A 21,608-nucleotide genomic window follows, 5' to 3' on the forward strand; every position below is an offset into this window, starting at 1 on the left:
ATCCGTCCCGAACCCATCACAACCCGTAACCCCACACCTTGTGCCTCGTACGGCGTCTGCCCGCGCGCACTACGCGGCCGCTTCCCTCGTCGCTCCGCTCCTCAGCGCGGCCACTCCGTGCGCTCCCACCCACCCCGGCTCATCGCCGGTGCATCCCTGCCGGCTGCCGCCGGCGACTTGCGAGCTGCCGCTCGTGGCGACTGCTTGACCGAAGCCTGTCCTCAGGGGCAGGCGTGGTCACGGGGACGGAACCACGCCCGACGGCGACATCGCCGATTGTCGTGAGCGGCCTCCGAGCGCATCGGCAGCTGGAGAGAGAACCCAGCCTAGAGTCGTCCGAGAATCTCGACCTTCTTCGCGTTGAACTCTTCGTCGGACAGAACACCGGCTGCGTGGAGCTCAGCCAACTGCCGCAGGTGAGCGAGCGGATCGGACGCTGGTGCCGCTGCCTGGACCGGCGGAGCGTACCGGGCAGCGATCGCCTGCTCGATCTCGGAACGCAGAGCATCGAACGCACGCATCTGGTTCTTGACGAAGATCACGCTGTTCTCATCATGTACCGCGTCCATCGTCTGTGCCCCGAATCGCGAGCGCGCCTCGTTCCCACCGCCGAGGGTGAACTGAATGAACCCGTTGACGAGCGCGCCTGCAGGCTTCCACTGCACGGCAGTAACAGACCCGACCGGAATTCGCTTCTCGCCCTTCCCGATCGTGGCCCGTGCCAGGAATCCCTTCCGCCGGATCGTAATGAACGTTCCGTCCCAAACAACGGTCCCGTTGTGGCCCTTGACTTCCACCGCTCCCCGCCTCTCTTCCAGTGTCCTGAGGAGAGGCACGACCAGTGGGTCGTGATACATGGCGCCGAGACCCGTTGGTCAATCGCCCCGGCGACGACGCCTTACGGCTTTCCGCTCAAGACGTTGCCGAACGGCCCACATGCTTGCGCATCACCTGGCGACGTCTACCTACACCGGGTAGGTGTGGACCTCGGTGGCTTTGAGGGTGGCTTGGAGGGTTTGGTTGGGGGTTAGGTGGAGGTCGGCTACGGCTGCGGGGGTGATGTCGGCGAGGAGGTCGGCTGGGCCGGTGGGGGAGGCGGTGAGGCGGACTCTGACTGTGTGGGCGTGTTGTTCTATGCCGGTTACTACTGCGGGCCAGGTGTTGCGGGGGCTGCCGGCGGGGGCGGTGGGGTAGAGGCTGACGGCGGTGGGTGGGAAGGCTACGTGGACCGGGCCGGTGGCTGGTTCGGCGAGGGTGATGGTGCCGCCGTCGGACAGGTGGACGGTGGTGTTGGTCGCCGTACCTCGGTAGAGGTTCAGGCCTACCAGTTGGGCCACGTAGTCGGTGCGGGGGCGGTGGGCTACTTCGGTCGGCTTGCCTTCTTGGACTACCTGGCCGTTCTCGATGATGATCAGGCGGTCGGCCAGGACCATCGCGTCGAGCGGGTCGTGGGTGACCAGCAAGGTGCGGCCTTCGAAGCGGCGGAGGTGTTGGCCTAGTTCGGCTCGGACGTGGAGTGTGGTGCTGGCGTCCAGCGCGGCGAGCGGTTCGTCCAACAGCAGTAGCTCGGGGTCGGTGGCCAGGGCGCGGGCCAGGGCCACGCGTTGGGCTTGGCCGCCGGACAGAGCGCGAGGGCGAGTACGGGCGTACTCCGACAGCCCCACGGTCTCCAGCCAACGGGCAGCCTCTGCGCGGGCGGTCTGCTTCTCGGCGCCACGGGCTCGGAGGCCGAAGGCAACGTTCTCCAGGCAGCTCAGGTGGTTGAAGAGAAGGTAGTCCTGGAAGACCACGCCGATCGGTCGGCGGTCTGGCGTACGGAAGGTGCGCGGCGGCTCGTCCCAGACAGAGGTGTCCAGTGCGACGCGTCCGCCGTCCAGCGCGAGCAGTCCGGCGATCGCACGGAGCGCAGTGGTCTTGCCTGCACCGTTGGGACCCAGGAGTGCGACTACCTCACCTGGCTCGACGGTCAGGTCCACGGACAACGCGAACGAACCACGTCTCACCTGGAGGTCGGCGTACAGAGTCATTGCAGCCCGCTGATCCAGCGCTCGCGCAGAGACGCTAGTACGACGACGGAGACGAGCAGCAGCACGAGACTCAGTACGACGGCCACATCCGGATCGGTCTCCAACGCCAGGTAGACAGCCAGCGGCATAGTCGTCGTACGGCCGGGGAAGTTGCCGGCAAAGGTGATGGTCGCGCCGAACTCACCCAGGGCACGTGCCCAACACAGCACAGTCCCGGCAACGATCCCTGGCGCAATGGACGGCAGAGTCACTCGGCGGAACGTCGTCCAGCGACCAGCACCGAGCGTCGCAGCGGCCTCCTCGTACCGCGGGTCGGCTGCACGCAATGCACCCTCCACCGAGATCACCAGGAACGGCATAGCTACGAACGCCTCCGCCACGATCACGCCGGCAGTTGTAAACGGCAAGGAGATCCCGAACCACGAGTCGAGGTACTGGCCGACCAGTCCGCGTCGCCCGAGCACCAGCAGCAGTGCCACGCCGCCAACCACCGGCGGCAGCACCAGAGGAACCGTCACGAAGGCACGGATCAAGCTGCGCCCCGGCAGACCACCCCGGGCCAGCAACCACGCCAACGGAACGCCCAGCACCAGACATAGTGCTGTCGCGGACGTAGCGCAGACCAGCGATAGCTTCAGCGCCTGCCAGACGTCAGCACTGTGCAGCTTCGCAGGCAGGGTCGACCAAGGCGCTTTGACGAGCAGTCCGATCAGAGGGACGACCAGGAACGCCAGTCCGATGAGTGCAGGCAGCAGGAGCACGAGGGGCAGCCGCCCGCTCGTACTCCTGCCACGACGACTCACGGCGCGGAGAATCCGGCCGCGCTCAGGACCGCCTTGCCCTTGTCGGACAGGACGTAGTCGACGAACGCCTGGGCGCCGGCAGCATTCGGAGCCTTGGTCAGCGTGGCGATCGGATACTCGTTGACGGCCTTGCTGGCTTCAGGGAACTCGATGCCCTCGACCTTGTCCTTGGCGGACAGCACGTCGGTCTTGTAGACCAGTGCGGCGTCGACCTCACCGAGACCGACCTTGGTCAGCGCGGCCTTCACGTCCTGCTCGAGGCTGTCCGGCTGCGCGGTGATCCCGCTTGCCTTGAACACCTTGTCGGCCGCCGCGCCACACGGAACCTGCACGGCGCACAGCGCGATCTTCTTGTTCTTGTCGGCGAAGTCCTTGAGGCCGGTGATCTTGCCCGGGTTCCCCTTCGGTACGGCGATCTCGAGCGTGTTGCTGACGAAGTTCGTCGGCGTGCCCTTGTCCTTCACGTCGTCCATGTTCTTCGGCGCCGCCGAGGCGAACACGTCCGCCGGCGCGCCCTCGTTGATCTGCTTGGCGAGCGCCGAGCTGCCGGCGAAGTTGAAGGTCACCTTCGTGCCCGGGTTCGCGGCCTCGAAGTCCTTGCCCAGCTGGGTGAACGTCCCGGTCAGCGACGCGGCCGCGAACACGTTGATGGTGCCGGACACAGCCGGTGCGCTGCTGGAGCTGCTGGACGTGCTCGAAGGCGAGGACGACGCGGCCGGGCTGTCGTCGCCGCAACCGGCCAAGGCGAGCGCGGCGACTGTGGCGAGGGCGGCGAACGCGGTACGACGGAACATCAGGCCTCCGGGATTTCGACGACGACATGGGTGGACTTGATCGAAGCGACGGCCACCACCCCGGGCTCGAGCCCGAGCTCGTCCGCGGCCTCACGACTCATCAGCGACACGACGCGGAACGGCCCCGCCTGCATCTCGACCTGGGCCATCACGCCGTCCTTCAGCACCCGGGTGACGATCCCCCGCATCCGGTTGCGGGCCGAGGCGGCGGCGGTGTGGCCGGGCTCCGGGGAGTCGGCCAGCTCCTGGGCGAACGCGGCGAGCGCTTGCCCGTCGACGGCCATCCGGCCGTTCTCCTGCTTCGACGGCAACCGCCCCTGATCGATCCAGCGCCGAACCGTGTCGTCGCTGACCCCCAGCAGTGCGGCTGCCTCACTAACCCGCAAGTTCGGCACGGAGGTCAGCTTACCGCCGCATCTGCGGATTGGTGCCAGGTTGTCCACAGTTACGAACCGATGACGGATCGCGGGTGCCAATCCGCATAAGTTAAGGACATGAGCACATCGGGGATGCGGGACTACCTGGACGGGCCGCACAAGGCGGCGCGGGACGTTGTGCGAGCCCGGTTGGGTGCGCACGGTGAGTTGGCGGATCTGGCGGTGCGGTTGCCGCGGGACGAGTATCGGGACAAGGTGCTCGAGCTGTTGCTGGAGTCGGCTGCGGACGGGCTGCCGGCGCGTGGATATCCGAAGGAATACGGAGGGGAAGGTGATCTGGGCGGGTTCATCGCGGGGTTCGAGACGCTGGCCTTCGGTGACCTTTCGCTGATGGTGAAGGCGGGTGTGCAGTTCGGGCTGTTCGCCGGCGCGATCCTGCATCTGGGGACGGAGAAGCATCACGAGCGTTACCTGGCGGAGGCGGTCAGCGGGCGGTTGCTCGGCTGCTTCGCGATGACCGAGACCGGTCACGGGTCGAATGTGCAGGCGCTCGGCACGACAGCGACGTACGACGAGGCGACGGGAGAGTTCGTCGTACACACACCGACACAGGAGGCGCGGAAGGACTACATCGGTAACGCAGCGCGGCACGGGCGGATGGCGGCGGTGTTCGCGCAGCTAGTCGTCGGCGGTGAGAGTCACGGCGTGCACTGCCTGCTGGTGCCGATCCGGGCCGACGACGGGACGCCGCTGCCCGGCGTGACGCTGTCGGACTGCGGGCCGAAGCTCGGGCTGAACGGCGTCGACAACGGGCGCATCGTGTTCGACCAGGTCCGGGTGCCGCGCGACGCCCTGCTGGATCGCTATGCCCAAGTCGATGCCGATGGCAACTACACCAGCGGGATCGAGAACCCGGACCGGCGGTTCTTCACGATGCTCGGGACACTCGTACAAGGACGTGTGTCCGTCGGCGGCGCGGCGATCAACGCGAGCAAGGTCGCGCTGGCGATCGCGATCAGGTACGGCGACCAGCGGCGTCAGTTCGGCGCTCCCGGGAGTGCCGAGGAGACCGTGCTCCTCGACTACCGGATGCATCAGCGGCGACTGCTGCCGTTGCTCGCGCGGACGTATGCGTTGCACTTCGCGCAGGCCGAGCTGGTCGAGGAGTTCGCGCGGGTGTTCAACGACGATCGCGACGAGCACGACCGGCGGGCGTTGGAGGCGCAGGCCGCCGGCACGAAGGCGCTGGGGACGTGGCACGCGACCGAGACGATCCAGATGTGCCGCGAGGCGTGCGGCGGCGCCGGTTACCTGGCGGAGAACCGGCTGGCCACGTTGAAGGCGGACACCGATGTGTTCACGACGTTCGAGGGCGACAACACCGTTCTCCTGCAGTTGGTGGCCAAGGGTCTGCTGACCGACTATCGGGAGTCGTTCGGCAAGCTCGACCCGCTCAGCACGGCGCGGTTCGTGGCAGCGCAGGCCGTGGAGATCGCGGTCGAGAAGGCCGCGCTGCGACCGGTGATCGAGCGGCTGCGGGACGCCGTACCGAATCGGAGTGATGCGGCGGATCCGGATGCGGGGTTGCGCGACGATGCGTACCACTCGGGCCTGCTGCGGTTCCGCGAGGAGCACATGTTGTCGGGCGTCGCGCGGCGGTTGAAGGCCGGGATCGATGCCGGCGACGAGCCGTTCGAGGTGTTCAACCGGTGCCAGGACCACGTGATCGCGGCCGGGCGGGCGCACGTCGACCGGGTCGTCCTGGAGGCATTCCAGGCCGCGGTGCAGGATGCGCCGGAAGAGATCAGGCAGCGGCTGCAGGATCTGTACGACCTGCATGCGCTGGCGACGATCGAGGCCGAGCGCGCGTGGTACCTCGAGCACGGGCGGCTGTCGGGCGGTCGGTCGAAGGCGATCACGGCGCTGGTCAACGAGTTGTGCGCGGCCGTCCGGCCCGCTGCGGTGGAGCTGGTCGACGCGTTCGGAGTACCGGGCTCAGCAGTGGAGGTGCCGATGGTTGTACCGTCGCAGCATGAGTGAGTCGATCGAACCCGCGTCGGCTGCCGAAGCCGCCCGCGAACTCGCCCGGGTCCTGCTCGAGCAGGCCGACGCCCTGGACCTGCACGACCTGCGGGCCACCGGCGCGATCGAGAACGTCCGGGTCCAGGCCCGGGCGCTCGCGGACGCGGTCCACGAACGCGGCTGGGGCGACATCTTCCTCGGGATCGACTCGTACGACCCCGACGAGCTGGACGACCTGCCGCTGGGACCGGACGACTTCGACGACCCGGCGGACTACCGCGAGATCGTCGAGGGCGGCGGTCTGGACGACCTCGAGGAGCTCGGGGAGCCGCTGCTGCCCGAGGACGGCGTCCGGCTCAGCTACCAGGCGCGCTACGACTACGTGGTGACCGACCCCGAGGCTTTCGTGCAGTACGTGCGGAGCCGCGCGGACGAGGCGCAGAACGACGAAGTGATCGACGACATCGAGGACGCGCAGTCGGCGTTCGAGCTGCTCTGCTACCTCGATGGCCTCGGCTCGAAGGAGTACGAGTCGTTCGGGCTGATCCCGGGCGGCGGCGAGGAGTCCCACAAGGTGGTCGAGTTCTCCCTCTGGGACCTCGACCCGACCCGGCGCGACGACACCTACCCCTACTGACCCCTGGAAACAGAACTTCCCCGCCGTACTGGTCCCCAGCAGCACCAGTACGGCGAGGAAGTCTCCGCATAGAAACGCCGACCGCGCCGGACGTTGGTCGCCACCTCACTGGCGACCAACGCCCGACCGGCACGGCCGACGTCCTGCTGTTGCCCCGAGAGGGCAAGTGGCCCGAAGGAGGGTGGGCCCGAAGCTCATTCCGAGGCCGGCAGGGGAGGTACAGTCCGGTCGCGGACGGGAGCTCGTCGGGCAACCACCTGGACCCGTTTGCCGGCGACCCGTCCGCCGCCGACAAGAGAACGTTGTCACGGGGCCGCTACTACCGGGAATCATCCGCTTCAAACATTTGCATTGCCTTTGAAGTAGGCAACGCTCAGTAAAACTTTCCTCACTTTCCGTGCAGATGTTGCCTTCTGCAACAACTAACCAGTCGTCAAGACTCCTGCAGGGGAACGGTCACGCGAGTTCCAGCGACGGGCGGGCCGGAACTTCGCCGTACGTCGTGGTGCGCTGCCGGGCCGGGCGGCCGGCGGCGGTCGCCATCGCGGTGAGTTCGGCGATCGACTTGCGGCTGCCGTGTTTGGAGCCGGCCATCCGGCTGATGGTCTCCTCCATCAGCGTGCCGCCGATGTCGTTGACGCCGCCGTTCAGGACCGCGACGCAGCCGTCGACGCCGAGCTTGACCCACGAGCACTGGATGTTGTCGATGCGCCCGTGCAGCATGATCCGCGCCATCGCGTGCACGGCCCGGTTCTCGTCGTACGTCGGACCCGGGCGTGCGACGCCGGCCAGGTAGATCGGCGAGTTCTGGTGGATGAACGGCAGCAGCACGAACTCGGTGAACCCGCCGGTCCGGTCCTGGACGGCGGCGATCGTGCGCAGGTGCTGGACCCAGTGGTGCGGCGCGTCCACGTGGCCGTACATCATCGTCGAGCTCGACGGCAGGCCGACCTTGTGCGCGGTGCTGATCACCTCGATCCAGCTTGCCGTGGGCAACTTTCCCTTGGTGAGGATCCAGCGGACGTCGTCGTCGAGGATCTCGGCCGCGGTGCCGGGGATGCTGTCCAGGCCGGCCTCCTTCACCGAGATCAGGAACTCCTCGATCGACAGTCCGGTGCGGACCGAGCCGTTCACGATCTCCATCGGGGAGTAGGCGTGGACGTGCATCTCCGGGACCCGGTCCTTGACCGCCCGGACCAGGTCGGCGTACGCCGTACCGGGGAGGTCGGGGTGGATACCGCCCTGCATGCAGACCTCGGTCGCGCCGATCACCCAGGCTTCCTCGGCGCGCTGACCGACCTCGTCCATCGACAGCGAGTAGGCGTCGGCGTCGGTCCGGCGCTGGGCGAACGCGCAGAACCGGCAGCCGGTGTAGCAGACGTTGGTGAAGTTGATGTTCCGGTTCACCACGTAGGTGACGTCGTCGCCGACCACCTGTTTGCGCAGCTCGTCCGCGATCCGCGCGAGTTCGTCGAGCGCCGGACCGGTGACGGTCATCAACGTGAGCGCCTGGTCATCCGACAGCCCGGCCGGGTCCCGCTCGGCGGCAGCCAAGGCTGCCTTCACCTCGGAGTCGACCCGTGCCGGAGCGGACGCGGCACGAGCTGCCGCGTCGACCGGAAGAGATGTGCCAGCCGCCCGGCGGGCCGCGACGTCCTCGCGGACCACGTCCCAGTCGCCGTACGCGGCGTCGAAGTCCGAGCGGGTCTCGGTACGGCGGCCCTCGGTGTCGATCGCGGTGTGGAGGTCGGTTCGGCCGACGCTGTCCCCGCCGCCGTCCGGCTCCTGCCACGGCAGGCCGACGGGCTTGGCGTCTTCCCGCGCCAGACCGGTCGCGGGATCGAGCAAGGCCTCGACGTGCGAGATCAGCCGCGGGTCCAGCCAGGGTTCGCGCAGGTACTCGGGGTGTGCCGTCAGCCGCTCACGCAGTACGAACCCGGCGTCCGCCGTCACCTTCGCGAGGTCGTCGATCTGCGGCCACGGGCGCTCCGGGTTCACATGGTCGGGCGTCAACGGCGACACCCCGCCGAAGTCGTCCACGCCGGCGTCCAGCAGCGCACGGCATTCGGCCAGGTCGACGAGGTTCGGCGGCGCCTGCACCCGTGCCCGCGGACCGAGCACGATCCGCGTGACCGCGATCGCGGCCAGCCACTCGTCCAGCGGTACGTCGGCGTCGTTGCGCATCGCCGTGTCCGGCTTCACCCGGAACCCCTGGATGATGACTTCCTGGATCCCGTTGTACTGCCGTGCGACCTTGCGCAGCGCGAAGATCGAGTCGGCCCGCTCCGGGAGCGTCTCGCCGATCCCGATCAGCAGCCCGGTCGTGAACGGCACGTTCGACCGCCCGGCGTCCTCCAGCACCCGCAGCCGAATCGCGGGATCCTTGTCCGGCGACCCGAAGTGCGGCTGGCCCTTCTCCTCGAACAGCCGCCGCGAGGTGGTCTCGAGCATCATCCCCATGCTCGGCGCGACCGGCTTCAACCGCTGCAGGTCCTGCCACGACATCACGCCCGGGTTCAGGTGCGGCAGCAGGCCGGTCTCCTCGAGGACCCGGATCGCCATCGCCCGCACGTAGTCGAGCGTGCTGTCGTACCCGGCCTCCTCCAGCCACTGCTTCGCCGCGTCCCACCGGTCCTCGGGCGCATCGCCCAGCGTGAACAGCGCCTCCTTGCACCCCAGAGCTGCGCCCTGCCGCGCGATCTCCAGCACCTCGTCGGGCGAGAGGTACGGCGCGTGCACCCGACCCGGTGTCGTCGCGAACGTGCAGTAATGACAGCGGTCGCGACACAGGCGGGTCAGCGGGATGAAGACCTTCTTCGAGTACGTGACGATGCCCGCCCGGCCGGCGTCGACCAGGCCCTGGTCGCGGACGCGGGCCGCGGTCGCCATCAGGGCGGTCAGCGCGTCGCCGCTCGCGCCGAGCAGCACCTCCGCCTCCACCGGGTCGAGGGTCTTGCCGTCGTCCGCACGCTTCAACGCGCGCCGCATCGCAGTACTCAGATCGTTGGCCACGAAATCCGAGCTTAAGTCGGGAAAACCGGTCGATCTCCCGATTCCGGGCACTAAAAACAATCCGTACAGACGTCCTGATAGTTTGCTGTTCGTGCAGGTCAGGAGGGTTGCGGACGGTCGTCGGGTGCGCGGTGAGCAGCGGCGGAACGAGCTGCTGCGCGCGACCTTGACCGTCATTGAACGCGACGGAGTCGCAGGTGTGAGCCATCGCGCCGTAGCCGCCGCGGCCGATGTCTCGGTCGCTTCGATCACCTACCACTTCCCGACCCTCGACGATCTCCTCGTCGCTGCGCTCCGCTCGGCCGCGGAGGATCTCGCCGTCGAGCTGCACGGTCGCGGCAGCGAGCTCGGCGCGCGCCCGGCCGATGAGCTGGCGCGGCTGATCGAGCACAGCGTCGTACGGCGCCGTGGCCGGACGCTGGCGCTCTACGAGCTCTACCTGTACGCCGCTCGCCGGCCCGAGCTCCGTGAAACGGCCGGGGCGTGGTTGGAGCCGTTGACGGAGATCGCACGTACGTTCACGGCGGACCCGCAGAAGGCGACGCTGCTAGTCGCCGCCCTGGACGGGTTGCTGATGCAGGCGCTGATCGGTGCGCGTGAGATTGACCAGCAGGATGTCGCGGCGCTGGTGCAGGTGCTGAGGTAGCGCACGGGCTACCTGTGGTCGGGTGTTCGGGCCAGAGCATTGGTGCGGTCGGAGCAGGTTGGCTAGCCACATGTTGAGGTTGTCTGTCGGAGCGCTGCGGACCAGGTGGCAGTTGTTCGCCGGTGCGGTGGTTGCTGTCGCTCTCGGGGTTGGACTGGTGCAGTCCGGGCTGCAGATGCTGGCTGCGACGGACCGGCCCGTGCTGCCGGCTGGGCTGTCGGCGTACCGGCGGGCTCAGGTGAGGGAGGGGTACGTCGGCGCTTCGACGTTGCTGGGGATGTCGGTGATGCTGGCCGTGTTCCTGAGTGTGTTCATCGTCAGTACGACGTTCGGCTTCATGACTGTGCAGCGGCGGCGGGAGTTCGGGCTGCTGCGGCTGGTGGGCGCGCAGCGGGGCTATCTGTGCCTCATGGTGGTCACCGAAGCCGGACTGCTCGGGCTGGTGGGCAGCGTGGTCGGTCTGCCGCTCGGAGCGCTGGCTACGTGGGCTCAGTCGTGGTTGCTCGTGCAGCTGGGGATGCTGCCGAGCTGGTTCGAAGCGCCGTGGGACCAGGGTGCGGTGTGGGCGGCGATGATCGTCGGAGTCAGTACGGCGCTGGCCGGCGTCCTCGCGGCGGCCTGGCGGGCGTCGCGGATCAACGCGCTCGATGCGGTCGTGGAGGGATCGGCCGCACGGCGGGTGATGACGGGCTGGCGATGGTTCTGGGGGCTGTCGGCGGCATTCGGCACGGTGGTGCTGGTGATCGCCGCGCAGGCGGCACGGGATCTCGTTGCGGGGTTGATGATCGGGCTGGTCGTGATGATCAGCGGGTCCGTCGCGTTGAGCCAGCTGAGCCCGGTCGTCGTACCGCTGGTCGGTCGCGTGCCCGCAATCGTTGTCCGCGGCAACTTGATCGCGGATCTCGCGCGGGCCGGCGTGTTGCACGCCGTACGGCGGAGTGCGGCCACAGCGGCGCCGTTGATCGTGCTCGTCGGACTGGTGGTCGGGCTGTGGGGGACGTTCGGCTCGCTGGCGAAGGCGGTCGGGGTGGAGCAGGAACGGTTGATCACGGCGGACGTCGTCGTCGATCACGCGGTCGCGCCGGGGTCGGGGATCGTGGCGGCGTCGGCCCAGACCGCTGTACCGATCGTTGTCACTCGGGGGAGGAACACCGTGTACTCCGAGGCGATCGGGATCGATGCGGCGGCGTACCAGCAGACGCACAAGCTGCGGCCGCGGAAGGGCTCGCTGGATCGGTTGACCGGGCGGACGATCGCGATCGGGCCGGGGATGGCGGTGGCGGGTTACAAGCTCGGGTCGGTGCTCAAGGTTGCTCTCGGCAACAGAAAGATCGCAGTGAAGGTCGTGGCGATCATGCCGGAGACGCTCGATGTCAGCGAGAACTTCTTCATCCCGCGGAGCCTGCTGCCGGCCGGTGGGCGGACCGAGACGCTGGTCAAGCTCGCGCCCGGTACGACGATGGAGGGGCAGACCGTCGAGGAGTGGGCGGAAGCGCGAGGTGAAGCGCAACAGCGCAGCAACTCGGGGTTGTTCGCCGCGCTGATGGAGTTGGCGGGGATCTTCACGGCCGTCGCGGTGGTCAACGCTGTCGTGATGTCGACTGCTGATCGGCGGCGCGAGTTCACGCTCGGGCGGATGGCCGGACTGACGCGCGGGCAGGTCGTTGCGGTTGCCGTGGTGGAGTCCGCGACGGTCGCGGTGGTCGGCGTACTGCTCGGAGCACTGGTTGCCGGGGCTGCGCTGGCCGGGATTGCTGCGGGGCCTTACGGCCTTGCGGCGTTGGCGATTCCGTGGCGGCTGCTCGGGTTGATCTTCGCGTCGGCGTTGGTGGTCGTCGGGGCGGCGGCCGCGCTCACTGCTTGGCGTGCGACGTCTCGCCGGCTCGGCACATACTGAGCATGACGAGGTGGTGGAACGGGCGGATCAGGTTGTAGTAGAACCGCCCGGCCGGTCGCAGGTATTGCACGAGGGTGACGACCTGGAACTTGGCCGGCCGCTCGTTGTCGGTGATGAACGCCAGATAGCCGATCAGGTGGTTGTCGGAGATCTTCAGCAGCAGGTAGTGATCCTCTTCGCCGCGCATGACGGTGAAGAACGCGTCCTTCTCACCCGGGGTGAAGCTCACCGTCTCCGGACTCATCTTCCGCGAGTCCGGCACGGTTGCGGTTTCGAGGCGCAGTACGGTCGCGACCGCGATCCGGATCGCGAACAATCCCTTCACCCACAACGGGCTGTGGCCGAGCGCACCCGCGACGAACTCCCGCAGCGTCACGTCGCCGTGCGCCGTCTTCACGTCGATCTCGTCCATGTCCGGGATCAGGTCGTCGAGTTCGTGCAGGGCGGTCGGCACCGGTCGCTCCTCTAATCGATCAGGCGGAGAGTGAGGTTGTAGATCTCGCGCAGTTCCGCGCGTCCGATCGGCGGCAACACCTGCTCGGCCCCGATCAGGATCAGATACAGCAACTGCGCGTACCGGTCCGGATCGACGTCCGCCCCGACTCCACGACACAGCTCCTTCAGGTACGCCGTTCTCGCCGCGTCCACCCGCTCCTGCGTCGCCCGCACGTCGGGATCCTGCAAGGCCCACGCCCGGACAGCAATCTCCAACGCCGCGTTGTCGGGATCGGCCAGCACCAGCCGCAACAGGTGCTCCAGCTTCGCCCGCGGCTTCGCGTTCTCGGCGTCGATGGTGTCGATCAGCCGGGTCGTGAACTGCGCCTCGAAGTACTCCATCAGCGCCGCCTTGAACCCGCCGGCGCTGCCGAAGTGGTGGTAATACGACCCCTTCGTCACCCCGAGCTGATCGGTCAACCGCTCGATCGTGATCGCCGGCGCCCCCTCGGTCGCCAACAGCTCCAGCCCCGCATCCAACCACTCAATCCGTGTAACCACGCTGAAAACATACCATACGGTTTGGTATGGTCTCCTGCCGGTGTGCAGTCTGGTCAGGCGTCGGCGGCGGTGAGGGCCTCGGCCTCGACCTCGGAGTGGTTGGCGGGGACCCGCAAGTGTGACAGCGGCTTCCAGCCGGTGGCCAGTACTCCGACCGCCAGCAGCACGGCGATGGCGCCGACGTAGAACGGCAGCTGGATGTTGAACTCCTCGCCGAGCTTGCCCGCCAGCCACGGTGCGACCGCACCGCCGGAGAAGCGGACGAAGGAGTACGCCGCGGAGGCCGTGCCGCGCTCGACCGGAGCGGCCGACATCACGGCCTCGGTGATCAGCGTGTTGTTGATGCCCAGGAACAGACCGGCGACGACGACGCCGATCGCCAGGACCGCCTTGTGGTGGGCGAAGAGGCCCATGACTGCGAGGTCCGCGCTGAACAGCAGCAGCACAGTCATCGCGACCGGCAGCGTGCCGAACCGGCGCTGCAGCCGCGGCGCCACGAACACCGAGGTGAACGCGAGGCACAGACCCCAGCCGAAGAAGATCAGCCCGATCTCACGCGCCGACATTGCCAGCGGGAACGGGGTGAACGCGAGCAGCGTGAAGAAGCCGAAGTTGTACAGCAGCGCGGTGATCGCGACGGTGGCCAGCGACCGGTGCCTTAGTGCCTTCAACGGCTCGACGATCGACGTACGACGGGCTTCGGGCGGCGAGGCGGGCAGTAGGAACGCGGTCGCGGCGAGCGCGATCGTCATCAGTACGGCGACGCCGAAGAACGGGCCGCGCCACGAGATCGTGCCGAGCTCACCGCCGACGAGCGGGCCGGCCGCGATGCCGACACCGAGGGCGGCCTCGTAGAGGATGATCGCCTCGGCGACCGAACCGGCGGCCGAGTTCACGATCGTGGCCAGGGCGGTCGCGATGAAGAGCGCGTTACCGAGACCCCAGCCGGCGCGGAACGCGACGATCATGCCGATGCTGTTGGACGCGCCGGCCAGGGCGCTGAAGACGACGATGATCGCCAGGCCGATGAGCAGGGTGCGCTTGGCGCCGATCCGGCTGGAGACCGCGCCGGTGATCAGCATCGCGACGCCGATGACCGCCATATAGCTGGTGAACAGCAGCGAGACCTGGGACGGGCTCGCGTGCAGCTGCTCGGCGATCGGCTTGAGGATCGGGTCCACCAGGCCGATGCCCATGAACGCGATCACGCAGGCGAACGCGACCGCCCAGACGGACTTGGGCTGCTTCAGAAACGATGAGTTGCTCACCGGGGCGTGTCCTCCAGAGGTTCGAGGGTGAGGAGTTTGTGGATGACGGCGACCGCGGCCTCCAGGGTGGTGAGGTCCGTCGCGGAGAGTTGATGAAGCCGGGAGGCCAGTGCGACACCGGCTTGCCGCCGGGCGCTGTTCAGTTCGGCGAGGCCGGCATCGGTGAGGCTGATCAGGCTGGCGCGGGAGTCGGCCGGGTCCGCGGCGCGGCGTACCCACCCCTGCTCCTCCAGGCGCTGGACGAGATTGGACATCGTCGGCTGGGAGCACCGATCGGCCTTGGCCAGCTCACTGATCCTGGCCTCCCCGAGCTCGTCCAGCCGACCGAGCACCCGCATCGCCGCGTGCGGCAGCGTGTTCACGTCGCGGGTCGCCATCCTGGTCAACCGCGACGACGCGACGACGACCTCTTCGCCGAGCCGAGTCAGATCCGTAGCAATCACACTGACAAATATACATAGGAATGCTATGCATCTCTATCGAAGTGAACGAGATCACTTGGCAACGCCGCGTAACCGGGGGATAGTGCAAGCTCCGGCTGGCTGGAGGGGGAGGACATGCCGATCGGAAAATCCGAGGGGGCACTGCGCGTCGACGCGGAGACGGCGATCATCCTGCGCGAGGCGTTCCACAAGATCGAGGCGCTGTACCGGACCGACCATCACGGGTTGTACGACTACGTTCGCGCGGTGGCCTGCAAGCTGGCCCGCGTCGACACCTTCTACATCGGCTTTCTGCACGGGTCGAACCGTGTGCGCTACCCGTACGGGTACGACAGCGGCAAGTTCGACGATCCGGCGACGCACACGTACGGGCCGAACGGTCAGACGGCGTGGCTGCTCAAGCATCGCCAGACCTATCGCTTCGCCTACGACAACGGCGACATCCTGAACGCGGGCGTGCCGTGCGGTGACGTCAGCAAACGGTCGAGGGACGCCGTCACGGTGCCGCTGTTCCGCAAGAGCGGTGAGCAGTTGTTCGGCATGGTGTCGATGCAGAGCTACGAATCCGGCTGCTACGACGACAACGCCGTACGGGCGTTCGAGTGGCTGGCCGGGATGGTCTCGAGAGTGCTCACCCGCGAGGCCGAGGACCGCAACGCGCTGCGCCTCTTGCCGGCCGGCGACGACGTTCCGAGCGTGCTCACGTCCGACCACGTGATGGAGTACCTGTCGAACCGGATCGCCTCGTTGCGCACGATGGCGGCCGACGCGCTGGACGCCGGAGAGATGGCCGCGGAGGTCCGTGAGCGGCTGGCCGGACTGATCCGGACCGCGGAGCAGACCCAGTCCGAACTGATCGAGATGATGCTGGATGTCGATGAGGGCCCGGAGCGGCGGTTCGCGAGTCTGACCCCGGCACAGCAGGGCGTCGCCGTGCTGCTGGTGGAGGGCTACGACAACGACCAGCTCGCCACGGAGCTCGGGATCAGCCTCAACACGGTCAAGTCCCACCTCAGCACGATCCTGCGCAAGTACGAGCTGGACAGCCGCGCGCAGGTGGCGGACGACGTACGGCGGTATCTCGCGAGGTAATTCTTCGGACGACGTGAGCAGCCGGCCGGAGTGGTTCCCCGGGCAATAGGCACCGGGGAGTCCGATTGGGACAGTCGGTGTCTGCGTACACGCCACCGACGGGAGCGACCACGTGGCCGGGATCCACAGCCGATACGTCCGGGAGATGCATCGACGGTTCGGGCAGTTCGCCTGCTGGCCGCCGAACACCCCGCTGGCGCTGGGAGATGTCGGCGTACTGCGCCGTGACCGCTTCGACAAGGCCACGACGCTCGCGGATCTCGGGATCCGCTCGCTCCCGGACGAGACAGGTACGCCGACCCTGCTGGAGTACTCGTCGGCCGACGAGGTGCGCCTGGTGATCGACGGCGAAGCACGGGCCGCCGCTGTGCTGCCACCGCTCGAGGCCAAGATCTCGATCAGCTTCGCCCGCGGAGGTGCCACGTTCTTCCAGGCCGCAGGCGCCGTCAAGCAGTCGATCACCAACCTCCCGAAGCTGGAGCGGGAGCTACGGCCGCTGCTGGCGCGCAAGATCTGGAGGCCGGAGTGGGCCGTCGTGACGAGTGTGCAGCGGACCGGCCCGACGATCATCCTCGTCTCCGACCGGCGGGACGCGAAGGTCGAGTTCAGCGTCAGCGCGGACACCCTCGGCCCTTCGATCCCGCTGGCCGCCGCGGCTGCCGGGATCGAGTTCGGCTCGATGCACGGTGTGGGGGTCCGGGTCGTCGCACCGGAGGGTACGACGCCGTTGTTCGGCGCGGCACAGTTCCGCGGGCGGAACCGAACACTCACCTACCGCACCGGCGGCGTCGAGCTGGCCGAACTGGGCTGGGACGACGTCGATGCCGGCGAGTGACCACACCACCGCGGCCTTCGATCGCTGTGTCGCCGTGGCGCGGGCGATGGCGTGGGCCGACCAGGAGGACGTCGATGTCGGGCACCTGCTGCTGGCCGCGATGTGCACCGACGACCGGTTCGCCCGCTCGCGCCTGACGTTGCGCGCACTCGGTGTCCACCACTTCATGACCGACGAAGCCGAGGCGATGTTCAAAGCCGGGGTGGCCGGGATCGACGCCACGCCGCGCACGATGACGCGAACGATGGAGGCCGCCGCCGTCTTCGACCGGATCGCCTACTGGGCGGGCCGGACGGGCGACGACACCGCGGACACCGTTCACCTGCTGCTCGCCTGCATCGAGGAAGGCGCCAAGGACGACGACTTCGCGGGCGTAATCGACATGTTCGGTATCTCGCACCGCGACGTGGTCCGGGAGGCGATGACGGTTCGGTTCCACATCTCTCCGGCCGACCGGCAGTCACGGCACCGCGGACCGATCCTGTCGGCGGCGCGGCCCGACCGGCCGTCAGCGTACCTGTTCGAGAACGTGCAGAGCATGTTCCGCGGTCCGCGGAAGATGTCCTCGATCCGGCATCGTTCACAGCATCCGAGCGCCGCCGAAGTCGGGTCACCGGCACGGCTGTACCTGTTCCGCATCCACGTGTGGTGGCACGTCGTACTGGCGATGGCGGCGGTGGCGCAGTTGACGGCTGTCGTCGTCGCGACGTTCACGGCGACTCTGTGGGCGGCTGTCTGGCTGGTCGGTTCGACGACGAGATTCATGGTGCCGACGTGGGGCCGGCTGCTGGTTGCCTGCGGACTGACGGCCGTCGCGCCGTTCCTCGGTGTGCCGTGGTGGCCGGTGATCGGCAACCTGCTGATCTTCGTGCTGATCACGATCGAGGGCCGGTTCGCGTTGCTGGAGGTCAAGGCCGACGTCGCCGATCCAGGCGTCCGGCTGCGCGACCTCCGCCGGGACGCACGGCTCAACAACTCGGCGGCCGGGTGGTACGGCGAGCTGAAGCTCAAGGGAAACCTGGCGACGGAATGACCGCTTCGATCTTCGATCCGTTCACCGCGGACGCGGCGGAGCTGACCAGCTGGCTCAGCCGGCGCAACGTCGAGGACGACGACCTGGACGCCGGCGAGGTCGTGCCGTTCGCGGTGTTCGCCAACCCGCAGGCCCAGGTTGGTCTCGACGATCGCCTCGAACTGCTCCTCGGCCTGCGACCGCTGATCCGCATGCGTCAGGCGTACCGGACCCGGCGCAATCACATCGGGCTCTGGGCGTGCGACGTGGCGGTCGCCCTCGACAACGCGACGCTCTGGAACTCGCTGGTGATCCGGCTGGTCCTCCTCCTCGCCCTCGGCGCGGGAGGCCTCGCCGCCGGCCTGGGCGGCGTCGTCTGGCTTGTGCTGGCGATGACTTGGGTGCTGACCGTCTGGCGGGGCCGGTTCGCCTTCCCGTTGACGGCGGCCGTGTTCGCCGTGGTGGCCTGGCACGACACATCCGACCTGCCGTACTTCGGACTCGCGGCAATGATCTGCGGACTCGCCCGATTGGTGCTGTGGTTCGTACGGCTCCGCTACATCTCGATCCACGTCCTCGACAGCCCGGTCCGTTTCCTCGGTCGGGCATTCCTGACGCGGGCGTTGTGGGACCGTACGGCGGCCTCGATCATGCTCGCCGTCGCGAAGGCCACCCATGAGGAGCGGGCCCGTGCGCGGTTCTTCATCGACGACTGCCTCGACCGTGCGCCCGCAGTACTCCGGCCGGTCGTCATCCAGTGCCAATCCCTGGTGGCGCTGGGGGACCTCGAGTTCTCCGAGGCGCTGCGGTTGTCCGAGCTGGCCAGAGAGGCGGCGGCCGGAGCGCCGGAGGCGATCCGGGGTTGGTGTGCGCTGCAGGCCGGGGACGTCCTCCTCGCGGCGGGACAACTGGCAGCCGCGGAGCGCCGTTGGCGCGAAGCCGTCGACCTGCTCGGCAGCAGTCGTCGCGGAGCCTTCTGGCTCGTGCGGGCGGAGCTGCGGCTGATCGAAGCGCAGACCGCCGACCTGGATGATCCGGAGCGCTGCCTGCTGGGACTGCAGACGCTGTACGACGTCCGGCAGCAGGCGGTCCGCCGCGGCGATCTCGCGCTGCTGCGAAGGACAGAGAACTACCTGCTGCGACTGATGCATCTGGCCGGGAACCTCGACGGTGTCGTGCTGCACCTCTTCGAGGAACACGAGATCACCAAGGGCAAGCTCGAGATCGGCGACATCCTGGCGGACCGTGCCGCCGAGACGCTCCTGCTGGCCTCGCTCTACCTGGACTTCGTCGATCTTCCTGAGCAGTACGAGCAGCACCGGGAGGTCAGTACGTCGGACCAGGAGAACTACGACTATGCGGCGAAGCTGGTGGACACGGCTCTGCGGCAGCTGAGCGTTTCGACCGAACCTGTGCTCGAGGCCCAGGCGTACGCGATTCTCGCCCGCATCCAGGCGGCGACCGGTCGGCGTGAGGACGCGCTCGGCAACGCGCTCGAGAGTCTGAACGTGGTCCAGCGGGTGCGCTACCAGTTGCCCACTGCGCAGTGGCGCTCGCAGTGGCTCGCCATCCACGCCCATACCTATTCGCTGGCCCTCGAGCTGTCGTCCGAAGGCGACGCCGCGCTGGTGGCCGAGTTGCTGGAGACCGTTCGCGCACAGGCGATCCCGCTGGAGACCGGCCGTCCCGGCGCCATCCTCCGGGCCGCGTTCGATTCGTTGCTATCGACAACAGGTCTGCCACTGACCGCGGAGTTGGCGGCGGACGCGGAGCCGGTCCGGACGGACCCGTTGCAGACCGACCGGACCGTCCTGGTGTCCGGCGCCTCGTGGGTCGGCGGGGACGACCGGGCGACGATCGATCTCGACCGGGAACTCGCGGCGATGTTCCCGGGCGGCTGGTACTGGAGCTTCGCGAAGGCCGATCAGTGGATCTACCACGCGATGCGATCGCCGACCGGGTCTTGGTTCTCCGAGCGCCGCCCGTTCGACGAGCTCGAGCAGCCGTTGGCGGCCTTGCTGCGGCATCTCCCGGTTGAGCGACCGGACAACTCCAACCTGGACCCGGCGCTGGCGGCGGAGCACGCGACCGATCCCGCTGCCGGTGGCTCGATCGGTGAGCTGTGGTCGACGCTCTTCGAGGAACTTGGCCGGGCACTCATCCCACTGCCGCTGCGCAACGCCGCCGCGGAGGTCACCGACGAACTTCTGCAGTTGGTCGTCGCACCCACCGCGTCGCTGACCCTCGTCCCAGTCGCGGCCCTGACGTTCGGCGACGGACGGCATCTTCTCGACGTCGGCTATGTCGCACATCTCCCGTCGGTGGCCCTCCTCGCGCACCGGCGCGCCGCCGTGACCGGTCGCACTCCTCCGGCCGCCGAGCCGGCCGAGGTTCTCGCAGTACTTGCGCCGCACGCGGCTCCTGAAGACTCCGACCTGACCTTCGCTGTTTCCGATCCGCCAATGGCTGAACGCGTTCTCACCGGGCCGCTGGAGAAGCGGGCCCTGGCCGATGCACTGGCGGCCCCGGGCGACCCGGACTCCGTGCTCTATCTGGCAGGTCATGTCTCGGCGCCGGACATCGGCGATCCCGGCAGCTCGGGCTTCGAGTTCGCCGACGGACTACTGGGACTCCACGACCTCTACCGGACCACCGACGCCGGCCAGGCGCTGTACCCGATCCCAGAGCAGGTGGTCCTGGCCGGTTGCTCGAGCCTCGGTCTGTATGGCGACGCGTGGGCCGGACCTGTCGACGCCCCCGAGTGGCTGGGGCTCGGTGCGGCGATGGTGTACGGCGGTGCGCGGCACGTGTTCTGCACCTTGTACGACGTACCGGACACGCGGCACACCAGCAGGATCGACCGCGCGCTGGTCGACTCGATGCGGTTCCGGGTCGAGCCCGCCCGGGCCCTCCGGGCGATCCAGCGCGCCGAGCTCGAGCGCTGGTTCGACGGGCGCGGCTCGATGCCGCTCGTGTTCCTCGCCTACGCCTACGTGGGCATCGGCCAGGCGGCGGCCTGACAGCTCGAAAGGAGTTCCGCCATGTCCGATCTCTTCGGCATGATCACCCAGCAGGTGCACGGCAGCATCGCCACCAGGTACGACCAGCTCTATCCCGGGCTCGAGGCGGACGGCTCGGTGCACTTCAGCTCGTACGACGGTGCGGTAGCCGGGCCGATCGCGATCCGGGGCGCCACCTGGAGCCGGGAGCTGATGTCGCTGGACAGCTTGAACCTCCGCGTCAGCCAGGCGACGGACTGGCGCTATTTCGACGTCAGCCTGTATGTGACCGACGCGCGCATCGTCATCGTGGTCGACAAGCCGATCGATGCCAGGACCAAGTGGGTCGGCCATCTGCGCTATCCGTGGCTGCACTCCGTCGGGTACCGGCCGCGGCAGGGCATTCTGTACGACTGCGAGCTGGTCCTCGGGATGGAGCAGCTGCAGGAGGGCCGGGAGATGCCCACCGACTGCACGCTCCGGCTCCTGCTCGACCGTCACGACGACAGCGCGGAACTCGCGCGCGAGATCGTACGCCGGTTGGCCCGGCACCACCTCGGGCGCGGAACGCTCCCAGCATCGGCGGTGCCGGAGTTCCAGGTGCTGCTCGACCCGCCTCGCCTTCCGGATCCGACGAAGGGCACGCATGCGACGTACTGGCTCGGTGCGTTCAAGCACTGTCCGACCGGTACGGAGTACGTCCGAGGTCAACCCGAGCAGGGCATCTGGCGCGGCAGCAAGGTCTGAC

At 68.2% G+C, this 21,608-nt stretch carries 19 protein-coding genes; 9 read left to right on the top strand and 10 right to left on the bottom strand.

Annotated features, from left to right (window positions below):
- Positions 1-326: 326 nt before the first annotated feature.
- From ABT313_RS43155 to ABT313_RS43175, 5 genes are all read right to left on the bottom strand, one after another.
- On the bottom strand, positions 327-797 hold the full coding sequence (locus ABT313_RS43155) for a DUF4429 domain-containing protein (RefSeq protein WP_350866652.1): 471 nt from the start codon (positions 795-797) through the stop codon (positions 327-329).
- A 168-nt stretch (positions 798-965) separates the two neighbouring features.
- Positions 966-2,027 carry an ABC transporter ATP-binding protein gene (locus ABT313_RS43160; protein ID WP_350866654.1) on the bottom strand — a complete coding sequence of 354 codons (1,062 nt, stop codon included), beginning with the start codon at positions 2,025-2,027 and terminating at the stop codon, positions 966-968.
- Positions 2,024-2,830 (bottom strand): molybdate ABC transporter permease subunit, encoded by an 807-nt coding sequence (modB, locus tag ABT313_RS43165; protein WP_350866656.1) that lies wholly within the window; start codon positions 2,828-2,830, stop codon positions 2,024-2,026. The genes ABT313_RS43160 and modB overlap by 4 nt, the downstream gene beginning before the upstream one ends.
- Positions 2,827-3,624 (bottom strand): molybdate ABC transporter substrate-binding protein, encoded by a 798-nt coding sequence (modA, locus tag ABT313_RS43170; RefSeq protein ID WP_350866658.1) that lies wholly within the window; start codon positions 3,622-3,624, stop codon positions 2,827-2,829. Before modA ends, modB begins: the two co-directional genes overlap by 4 nt.
- Positions 3,624-4,028, bottom strand: coding sequence for a TOBE domain-containing protein (locus ABT313_RS43175; protein WP_502884074.1), 405 nt, complete (start codon positions 4,026-4,028; stop codon positions 3,624-3,626). Before ABT313_RS43175 ends, modA begins: the two co-directional genes overlap by 1 nt.
- A 90-nt stretch (positions 4,029-4,118) precedes the next feature.
- On the opposite strand from ABT313_RS43175, the gene ABT313_RS43180 reads away from it, so the two are divergent.
- Together ABT313_RS43180 and ABT313_RS43185 are read left to right on the top strand one after the other, a co-directional pair.
- Positions 4,119-6,041, top strand: coding sequence for an acyl-CoA dehydrogenase family protein (locus tag ABT313_RS43180; protein WP_350866662.1), 1,923 nt, complete (start codon positions 4,119-4,121; stop codon positions 6,039-6,041).
- Positions 6,034-6,660 (top strand): hypothetical protein, encoded by a 627-nt coding sequence (locus tag ABT313_RS43185; RefSeq protein ID WP_134109944.1) that lies wholly within the window; start codon positions 6,034-6,036, stop codon positions 6,658-6,660. The genes ABT313_RS43180 and ABT313_RS43185 overlap by 8 nt, the downstream gene beginning before the upstream one ends.
- Positions 6,661-7,116: 456 nt before the next feature.
- Here ABT313_RS43185 and ABT313_RS43190 read toward each other — a convergent pair whose 3' ends face one another.
- Positions 7,117-9,648 (bottom strand): bifunctional FO biosynthesis protein CofGH, encoded by a 2,532-nt coding sequence (locus tag ABT313_RS43190; RefSeq protein ID WP_350866833.1) that lies wholly within the window; start codon positions 9,646-9,648, stop codon positions 7,117-7,119.
- Between the two features lie 148 nt (positions 9,649-9,796).
- On the opposite strand from ABT313_RS43190, the gene ABT313_RS43195 reads away from it, so the two are divergent.
- Positions 9,797-10,318, top strand: coding sequence for a TetR/AcrR family transcriptional regulator (locus ABT313_RS43195; RefSeq protein WP_350866664.1), 522 nt, complete (start codon positions 9,797-9,799; stop codon positions 10,316-10,318).
- A 70-nt stretch (positions 10,319-10,388) separates the two neighbouring features.
- Positions 10,389-12,215, top strand: coding sequence for an ABC transporter permease (locus ABT313_RS43200; RefSeq protein ID WP_350866666.1), 1,827 nt, complete (start codon positions 10,389-10,391; stop codon positions 12,213-12,215).
- Here ABT313_RS43200 and ABT313_RS43205 read toward each other — a convergent pair.
- Genes ABT313_RS43205 through ABT313_RS43220 form a run of 4 tightly spaced genes read right to left on the bottom strand, consistent with a single transcriptional unit; the run spans position 12,172 to position 14,922 of the window.
- Positions 12,172-12,669, bottom strand: coding sequence for a DUF2867 domain-containing protein (locus ABT313_RS43205; RefSeq protein WP_350866668.1), 498 nt, complete (start codon positions 12,667-12,669; stop codon positions 12,172-12,174). The genes ABT313_RS43200 and ABT313_RS43205 overlap by 44 nt on opposite strands.
- An 11-nt stretch (positions 12,670-12,680) precedes the next feature.
- Positions 12,681-13,211 carry a TetR/AcrR family transcriptional regulator gene (locus ABT313_RS43210; protein WP_350866669.1) on the bottom strand — a complete coding sequence of 177 codons (531 nt, stop codon included), beginning with the start codon at positions 13,209-13,211 and terminating at the stop codon, positions 12,681-12,683.
- A gap of 53 nt (positions 13,212-13,264) precedes the next feature.
- The gene (locus ABT313_RS43215) at positions 13,265-14,479 is read right to left on the bottom strand and encodes an MFS transporter (RefSeq protein WP_350866671.1); all 1,215 of its coding nucleotides are present in this window, start codon (positions 14,477-14,479) and stop codon (positions 13,265-13,267) included.
- A complete protein-coding gene (locus ABT313_RS43220; protein ID WP_350866673.1) occupies positions 14,476-14,922 on the bottom strand; it encodes a MarR family winged helix-turn-helix transcriptional regulator in 447 nt (148 codons plus the stop codon). Before ABT313_RS43220 ends, ABT313_RS43215 begins: the two co-directional genes overlap by 4 nt.
- Positions 14,923-15,036: 114 nt before the next feature.
- On the opposite strand from ABT313_RS43220, the gene ABT313_RS43225 reads away from it, so the two are divergent.
- From ABT313_RS43225 to ABT313_RS43245, 5 genes are all read left to right on the top strand, one after another.
- The gene (locus ABT313_RS43225) at positions 15,037-16,014 is read left to right on the top strand and encodes a LuxR C-terminal-related transcriptional regulator (protein ID WP_350866675.1); all 978 of its coding nucleotides are present in this window, start codon (positions 15,037-15,039) and stop codon (positions 16,012-16,014) included.
- A gap of 145 nt (positions 16,015-16,159) precedes the next feature.
- On the top strand, positions 16,160-16,849 hold the full coding sequence (locus ABT313_RS43230; RefSeq protein ID WP_350866677.1) for a hypothetical protein: 690 nt from the start codon (positions 16,160-16,162) through the stop codon (positions 16,847-16,849).
- A complete protein-coding gene (locus tag ABT313_RS43235; protein WP_350866679.1) occupies positions 16,836-17,882 on the top strand; it encodes a hypothetical protein in 1,047 nt (348 codons plus the stop codon). The genes ABT313_RS43230 and ABT313_RS43235 overlap by 14 nt, the downstream gene beginning before the upstream one ends.
- On the top strand, positions 17,879-20,881 hold the full coding sequence (locus ABT313_RS43240; protein WP_350866680.1) for a CHAT domain-containing protein: 3,003 nt from the start codon (positions 17,879-17,881) through the stop codon (positions 20,879-20,881). The genes ABT313_RS43235 and ABT313_RS43240 overlap by 4 nt, the downstream gene beginning before the upstream one ends.
- Positions 20,882-20,902: 21 nt before the next feature.
- A complete protein-coding gene (locus ABT313_RS43245; protein ID WP_350866682.1) occupies positions 20,903-21,607 on the top strand; it encodes a hypothetical protein in 705 nt (234 codons plus the stop codon).
- Position 21,608 lies beyond the last annotated feature (1 nt).

It is taken from the genome of Kribbella sp. NPDC000426 (assembly GCF_040300265.1).
In the GTDB taxonomy this organism is placed as follows: Bacteria; Actinomycetota; Actinomycetes; order Propionibacteriales; family Kribbellaceae; genus Kribbella.

Bases quoted from the DNA above. Each gene is read 5' to 3' on its own strand.
- ABT313_RS43160 (WP_350866654.1), bottom strand. From the start codon at position 2,027: ATGACTCTGTACGCCGACCTCCAGGTGAGACGTGGTTCGTTCGCGTTG.
- modA (WP_350866658.1), bottom strand. From the start codon at position 3,624: ATGTTCCGTCGTACCGCGTTCGCCGCCCTCGCCACAGTCGCCGCGCTC.
- ABT313_RS43180 (WP_350866662.1), top strand. From the start codon at position 4,119: ATGAGCACATCGGGGATGCGGGACTACCTGGACGGGCCGCACAAGGCG.
- ABT313_RS43185 (WP_134109944.1), top strand. From the start codon at position 6,034: ATGAGTGAGTCGATCGAACCCGCGTCGGCTGCCGAAGCCGCCCGCGAA.
- ABT313_RS43190 (WP_350866833.1), bottom strand. From the start codon at position 9,648: ATGCGGCGCGCGTTGAAGCGTGCGGACGACGGCAAGACCCTCGACCCG.
- ABT313_RS43200 (WP_350866666.1), top strand. From the start codon at position 10,389: ATGTTGAGGTTGTCTGTCGGAGCGCTGCGGACCAGGTGGCAGTTGTTC.
- ABT313_RS43225 (WP_350866675.1), top strand. From the start codon at position 15,037: ATGCCGATCGGAAAATCCGAGGGGGCACTGCGCGTCGACGCGGAGACG.
- ABT313_RS43230 (WP_350866677.1), top strand. From the start codon at position 16,160: ATGCATCGACGGTTCGGGCAGTTCGCCTGCTGGCCGCCGAACACCCCG.
- ABT313_RS43235 (WP_350866679.1), top strand. From the start codon at position 16,836: ATGCCGGCGAGTGACCACACCACCGCGGCCTTCGATCGCTGTGTCGCC.
- ABT313_RS43240 (WP_350866680.1), top strand. From the start codon at position 17,879: ATGACCGCTTCGATCTTCGATCCGTTCACCGCGGACGCGGCGGAGCTG.
- ABT313_RS43245 (WP_350866682.1), top strand. From the start codon at position 20,903: ATGTCCGATCTCTTCGGCATGATCACCCAGCAGGTGCACGGCAGCATC.